Source organism: Vibrio sp. 1249-1 (assembly GCF_033340495.1).
In genome coordinates this window covers 1-655 of the sequence record NZ_JAWOWJ010000652.1, presented here as the reverse complement: position 1 = coordinate 655, position 655 = coordinate 1, and the positions used below count along the sequence as shown (strand labels likewise).

Sequence of the window (655 nt, the reverse complement as noted above, 5' to 3'; positions counted from 1 at the left end):
TTGGCTGATCGGCGCGACCCAACATCAACTTCATGTTGTGCCATTCCGCACGTTTATGAAGGAGACGAAAATCGAAGTCGATAACGTTCCAACCAACAATAACATCAGGATCGAACGACTTAAACCAAGCAATCAATGCTTCGAGTAGTGCTTTTTCATTTTGAACCCATTGAATATTTGTTTCAGCTGGTTCTGGTTCTCCAATCATAATGACTCGAGAGTCATGAGGGCTATCCAAACCGATGGAGTAAAGAATGCCTTTTTCTGAACACTCCAAGTCTAGCGAAACGACATGCAACTTAGGCTCATAGTCACCACTTCGACACTTTGCATTCTGGATACGATGAAAGCCATTTCGCGATTGCTGATGACCTGTAAACTCCACACTCCCTTTAATAAAGCGCTCCATTAGATAGCGGTCAGCGAGTCGTATATCGCCTTCGTAAGTCACGATATCTTGCTGTGAGAGCAGATCTTGTAATACGAGTGCTTCTTTGGTTACTTTCGTATAGCAAGCTGCGAGAGGGGTATGCTCGAACGTTTTCAGTTCAAGAGTTCGAATTTCAACTTGAATACTTTTCGATAGCGCCAGGTTTTGGGTTTGCTCAATGTGCTCTTGAGCGATGAAGAACACGGGTTTCTCACCATTGATCAA

1 protein-coding gene is annotated in these 655 nt (G+C 43.8%); it reads right to left on the bottom strand.

Features of this window, described 5'->3' with window-relative positions; all coding sequences use genetic code 11:
* A partial coding sequence (locus R7Z50_RS28165) for a 3'-5' exonuclease (protein ID WP_318149841.1) occupies nucleotides 1–655 on the bottom strand: 655 nt, incomplete at both ends.